Source organism: Mesorhizobium sp. M7A.F.Ca.US.005.03.2.1, assembly GCF_003997795.1.
GTDB classification, from domain to species: Bacteria; Pseudomonadota; Alphaproteobacteria; order Rhizobiales; family Rhizobiaceae; genus Mesorhizobium; species Mesorhizobium ciceri.
In genome coordinates, this window is the sequence record NZ_RZRP01000489.1 from 1 (window position 1) to 4,760 (window position 4,760).

The following is a 4,760-nucleotide window of genomic DNA, read 5'->3' on the forward strand; positions in this document are numbered from 1 at the left end:
ATCGCAGCCCGAAGCCGGCGGCGGCCAGCACGATCGACATGAAGCCGATGCGCACAAGGTTCACGTCGACATCGCCCAGCAGGCCGCCAATGCCAAGGTCGGCCTGCCCGCTGACGACATGGTCGGGGATCAGGCCGAGCGTGCCGATGTGCAGCCGCAGCATCACGGTCGGAAACTGCGCCTCGAATGCCTTCAGCACCCGAACCAGCACCGGTGACGGCAGCGTCGCGTCGACCGACAGCGCGACCTCGGCCTCGAGCCCCTGGTGGTGGCCGTCGACGCGCGAGCGGATGCGCTGCAGCACGCCGATCATGCGCCGTGCGTCCTCCAGCATCGCCCGGCCGATCTCCGTCAATTGCGGCTCGCGCGTGCCCTCGCGCTCGAACAGTTTCAGCCCAAGCTGCGCCTCGAGATTGGCGATGCCGTAGCTGATGACGGACTGTGCCCGGTTGAGCTTGCGGCCGGCGGCCGAGAAGCTGCCGGCTTCGGCGACTGTCACAAAGATCTGAAGTTGATCGAGCGTCGGGTTGGGTTGCATCGTTATATCCAATTTATGGATGGATCGTATAGAAAATATAGCAGTTTATTGAATGGATCGAAAGCCCCATATCTGGCGGGACAAATCATTCCAACCGCTGGAGAGAGCCCAAAATGTCCATTCTTCTTGTCACTTCGAGCCCGCGCGGCGCTGCCTCGCATTCGACCCGCATCGCCACCGAATTCGCCGAAAAGCTCGTCGCCGCCGATCCGTCGAACACGCTCGTCGTGCGCGACCTCGTCGCCAATCCGTTGCCGCACATCGATGCCGACTATGCGACGGGCATCTATACCCCGGCCGAAGCGCGCACCCCGCGCCAGGCTGAAGTCGTCGGCGTCTCCGATGTCGTGCTCGACGAGCTGTTCGCCGCCGACACGGTGATCCTGGCCACCGGCTTCATCAACTTCAACATCTCCTCGACCCTGAAGTCATGGGTCGACCACATCTCCCGCTCCGGCAAGAGCTTTGCCTATGGCGAGAACGGCCCCAAGGGTCTGGTCACCGGCAAGAAGGTCTATATCGTGCTGGCTTCCGGCGGCATCTATTCGGAAGGTGCGGCCGTGCAGTTCGATCACGCCATTCCCTACCTGCGTGGCGTGCTCGGCTTCCTCGGCATGACCGATGTCGATGTCATCCGCATCGAAGGCGTCGGCATGGGTCCTGACGCGGTGACAGCAGCGCTTGCCAAGGCGACCGCCAAGGTCGACGCCGTTGTGGCCGCCAGCCGGGACGTCGCGGCTGCCGCGTAAACAGCCGAGATTTGTCCGCATCGAAGGCAGGCGTTCGCGCCTGCCTTTTGCGTTCTAGCCGATGAGGTGCCTCAGCAGACCAGCGGCGCTGACCCCGATCAGCACGGTCGGCAGCATGGAAAACCGCGTGGCGGCTGCCAGAGTAACAGCCAGCGCCAGAAGATCCGCCGGGGACTTCGATACGAAGGCCGGTGCGATGACAGAGATCAGCACGCAGCCGGGCGCAGCTTCCATCACAGCCGTGGCACGGGCGCCCAGCGTGCGGTTGCGCAGGACGACATAGCCGCCGATCCGCGTCAGGTAAGTGACGCCGGCCATCAGCACGATGGTGAAAGGGGTCGTTGCATCGATCATGCATCACCCGCCATCAGCCAGGCCGCGACCAGACCCGACATGGCGCCGGCGGCGACATACCAGGCACCGGGAACGAAGAGATAGACCAGTGCTGCAACGACCAGGCTGACCAGCCAGGGCCGCGCCGCCGCCATACCCGTCCACATGCCGCGCATCAGCACCAGGAAGACAGCCGGGAACGCCATGTCAAAACCATAGGTCTCGACATGGCCAAGCATCGGACCGAGCAAGGCACCCAGCGTGGTGAAGGCCACCCAGGTGAGATACATCGCCAGCGCCGCGCCCATATAGTAGCGCGGGCTGAAGGCCGGCGTGATGCCGGCTGCAGCACGCAGTTTGGCATCGGCCAAGCCCAGCGCCCAGCTTTCATCGCACATAAGGAAAAGCGCCGGAAACACCTTGCGCCGTGGCAGGTCGCGCAGGAACGGCGCCAGTGCCGCCCCCATCAGCAGGTGACGGCTGTTGACCAGGAAGGTGATGGCGACGATGAGCACGATGTGCGGCGGCGACGTCCACAACTGGATCGCCGCGAACTCCGAACCGCCGGCGAAGTTCAGCCCTGTCATGGCAGACAGTTCGACCGTGCTCAAGCCTTTCTGCGTGGCCTGGGCGCCAAGCACCAGCGCATAGGGGATGGTGCCGAACAGCACCGGCGCGCAGGACGCCACGCCACGGCGGAATTCGGATTTCGAACCATCTGCCACCGTCTCGACTGCCTGTGAAATGCTCATGTGTCTTCATCGGCTGACCTCGCGGCCGCCGCTTCCCTGCGTTTGAAATCAACTGATGTCGGCAGCAAACATACCGAAATCGGTCCGCAATTTGGTTGCGGAGATTGTTGTATTTCGTCGAATTCTGGCATTTTATGTTACAAATTTTCGAATAGATGGAATCTGTAGCCATGAAGCTGGATGAGATCGACAAGCGGATTCTGCGGGCGCTGCAGCGCGACGGCCGCATGGCCAACAATGATCTGGCCAATGAGGTCGGGCTGTCGCCATCGCCTTGCCTGCGTCGCGTGAAGCTGCTGGAGGAAGCCGGTGTCATCGACCGCTACGTCGCCGTGCTCAACCCGGCCAGCATCGGCAAGGGTCTGACCTTCTTCACCCGCATCTGGCTGAAGACGCAGGACGAAGACACGATCGAGCATTTCGCCACCGAAGTCGCCAAGCTGCCGCAGGTGATGGAGTGCTATCTGATGCTCGGCGATTGCGACGCCATGGTGCGCGTGGTGGCGGCCGGCATCGACGACTACCGCCGCTTCCAGTCGGAGCATCTGAGCCGCATCAAGGGCGTGCAGAACGTCAAGACCGACGTCCCCAGCCAGACGATCAAATACACGTCGGAACTGCCGATCTGACCGGCGCCCGCGGCGGTCTCTTGGCGCGCGCTAGGGCAAAGCCTCAAGTTTTCCGCAATGGTTTTCGATATGCTTGGTTTGGATTCTGCTGAACCATCCGCACCGACCGGCCCACTGTAATTGTACTGCCGAAAGAAGCAGCTTCAGCAGGTCAAAAATCCGGCTCGGTCTTAGCCCACCGATAGCGTGTGACATCATGCTCTATGGTTTTGAATCGGACAGATTCAACCGCGTGAACCTTTATGGAATCGGCCTCGATCCGAAGCGTAGTTTCGCGATGATCGCCTATCGGAGGCTCTACCCAATCGAAATCCAACGGATCATAAGGGCCATCGGTTTTGGGTTGATCTGGCTCCGGCTTCGGTATTCTTTCGATAACGGTATATTCGCGCTCCCAACCTTCTTCATACTGGCGGGCAGTACTGGCTTCGATCTCTGTGCCGACCGGGATGTCCATCGCCTCACATCGTGAGGCTTTGTAAAAGAGCACGGCATTCAGACCCACACTGCCTGCCTGGACCGACGGGAACAGAATGCCGTCGAGTGGCACCTTGCCTTCGGTCGCGAGATAGTCGGCGATCGCCTGTGTTGGCAAGTATTCAGAATCCTGATCATCCGGCATAACGGGTCGCGCCATTCTCGCAGACAACGAACGAAGGAACATCATGCGCCCCAAGCGATATGCATATTGCGGATCAAACACACTGCCATTCTCATGCACATATTTGAGCGCGTTGAGATTGAGTAGTTTCAGCGGACGGACAATGGCGAAGCGGGAAATAGCAACCTGACTGCCGACTGGCGGGCGCACTTCGGCCAGAGCGATTTCGGGATCGGTCGCACCATAAAAAGTCGATATCCCCTTGGCATTCATACGGCCTGCGGTGGCAACACCTGGAGGCGGCGCGGCGAGCTCCAAGTCAGGACGTTCCAAGGCCCTGACTAGCTTGGCATCAGACTGGAAGGCACGTGCCCGATAAAGATGCGTGAATTGCGTTCCCGGTCCTGCCTCTTCAATCAGCGGTTTGCCGTCACGCGTCCGCATTTCATCAATGTGGTCGAACAGTTCCGCAAGCTGGGTAGCTCCGGTTCGGCTGAAAAAGCGTGCTTCGGTTTTTATGCTCTTCTCGAATGAGCGCCAGCTTGCCTGCCACTCCTCATCGCCCGGCATAATCTCTTCATAATGCAGGTCGTCCGCAAACGCAGTCTCTTCCCCCATAGCGGCCGCATCGAAATCGCTGTGCTTGTCTGCGAGGATGGATTGAATATCGGTCGCCGCTGCCTCGGAGATGTTCGCCGCGTTCATGATGGCATACACAGTCGATTCTCCTCTAGGCTCCCAGTCGTAGGTGCTTTCGGGATCATTGTGCATAGCCCGCTCGTATCCGCTGGGCTCGCTGGGGGTCCTTGAATAGTGGCTGTCGAATGCCCGCTCGACCGACTCTGCAACCTCATCAAGCGTGAAGGACTTACCCTCCTCGTTGCAGTAACGACATACCCGATCTGTGCCATGCTTTTCGATCTCAGCGCGAAGATAAACCTCGCTGACGCAACTTGCGCAGATCGCCTCGTCCCCCAGGTCGTCAACTTCCCAATGCTTCATGTCGCCTCCGTACCTTCGGAGACTATCAGGCTGACTGGCAGTTTGCAGTATCGATGACTGCGTCCCTTCGCATGGGCGGAGTTTTGGGACGGGATGAAAGCGGGCTGTCCTGTTGTCCAAAGCGATCCGGCCGGCTGAAACAGTGCTCTTTCAGAC

General features: G+C 60.2%; 6 protein-coding genes. 2 read left to right on the forward strand and 4 right to left on the reverse strand.

The features are described from left to right. On the reverse strand, positions 1-538 hold a 538-nt coding region (locus tag EN991_RS23740; protein ID WP_164769338.1), incomplete at its 3' end, for a LysR family transcriptional regulator. 113 nt (positions 539-651) lie between these two features. Between EN991_RS23740 and EN991_RS23745 the strand changes: the two genes are divergently transcribed. After that, positions 652-1,287, forward strand: a complete 636-nt coding sequence (locus tag EN991_RS23745) for an FMN-dependent NADH-azoreductase (RefSeq protein ID WP_024505492.1) — start codon at positions 652-654, stop codon at positions 1,285-1,287. A gap of 54 nt (positions 1,288-1,341) precedes the next feature. Here the strand turns inward: EN991_RS23745 and EN991_RS23750 are convergent, their stop codons facing one another. Both EN991_RS23750 and EN991_RS23755 read right to left on the reverse strand, forming a co-directional pair. Next, on the reverse strand, positions 1,342-1,641 hold the full coding sequence (locus EN991_RS23750) for an AzlD family protein (RefSeq protein ID WP_127369670.1): 300 nt from the start codon (positions 1,639-1,641) through the stop codon (positions 1,342-1,344). After that, the gene (locus EN991_RS23755; RefSeq protein ID WP_013530159.1) at positions 1,638-2,372 is read right to left on the reverse strand and encodes an AzlC family ABC transporter permease; all 735 of its coding nucleotides are present in this window, start codon (positions 2,370-2,372) and stop codon (positions 1,638-1,640) included. Before EN991_RS23755 ends, EN991_RS23750 begins: the two co-directional genes overlap by 4 nt. Positions 2,373-2,542: 170 nt before the next feature. Between EN991_RS23755 and EN991_RS23760 the strand changes: the two genes are divergently transcribed. Then, positions 2,543-3,001 carry an Lrp/AsnC family transcriptional regulator gene (locus EN991_RS23760; RefSeq protein WP_013530158.1) on the forward strand — a complete coding sequence of 153 codons (459 nt, stop codon included), beginning with the start codon at positions 2,543-2,545 and terminating at the stop codon, positions 2,999-3,001. Between the two features lie 151 nt (positions 3,002-3,152). Here the strand turns inward: EN991_RS23760 and EN991_RS23765 are convergent, their stop codons facing one another. Beyond that, positions 3,153-4,604 (reverse strand): RES family NAD+ phosphorylase, encoded by a 1,452-nt coding sequence (locus tag EN991_RS23765; RefSeq protein WP_127369671.1) that lies wholly within the window; start codon positions 4,602-4,604, stop codon positions 3,153-3,155. Positions 4,605-4,760 lie beyond the last annotated feature (156 nt).

Coding starts and splice junctions, on each gene's coding strand:
- EN991_RS23760 (WP_013530158.1), top strand. CDS start 2,543: ATGAAGCTGGATGAGATCGACAAGCGGATTCTGCGGGCGCTGCAGCGC.
- EN991_RS23745 (WP_024505492.1), top strand. CDS start 652: ATGTCCATTCTTCTTGTCACTTCGAGCCCGCGCGGCGCTGCCTCGCAT.
- EN991_RS23750 (WP_127369670.1), bottom strand. CDS start 1,641: ATGATCGATGCAACGACCCCTTTCACCATCGTGCTGATGGCCGGCGTC.
- EN991_RS23765 (WP_127369671.1), bottom strand. CDS start 4,604: ATGAAGCATTGGGAAGTTGACGACCTGGGGGACGAGGCGATCTGCGCA.
- EN991_RS23755 (WP_013530159.1), bottom strand. CDS start 2,372: ATGAGCATTTCACAGGCAGTCGAGACGGTGGCAGATGGTTCGAAATCC.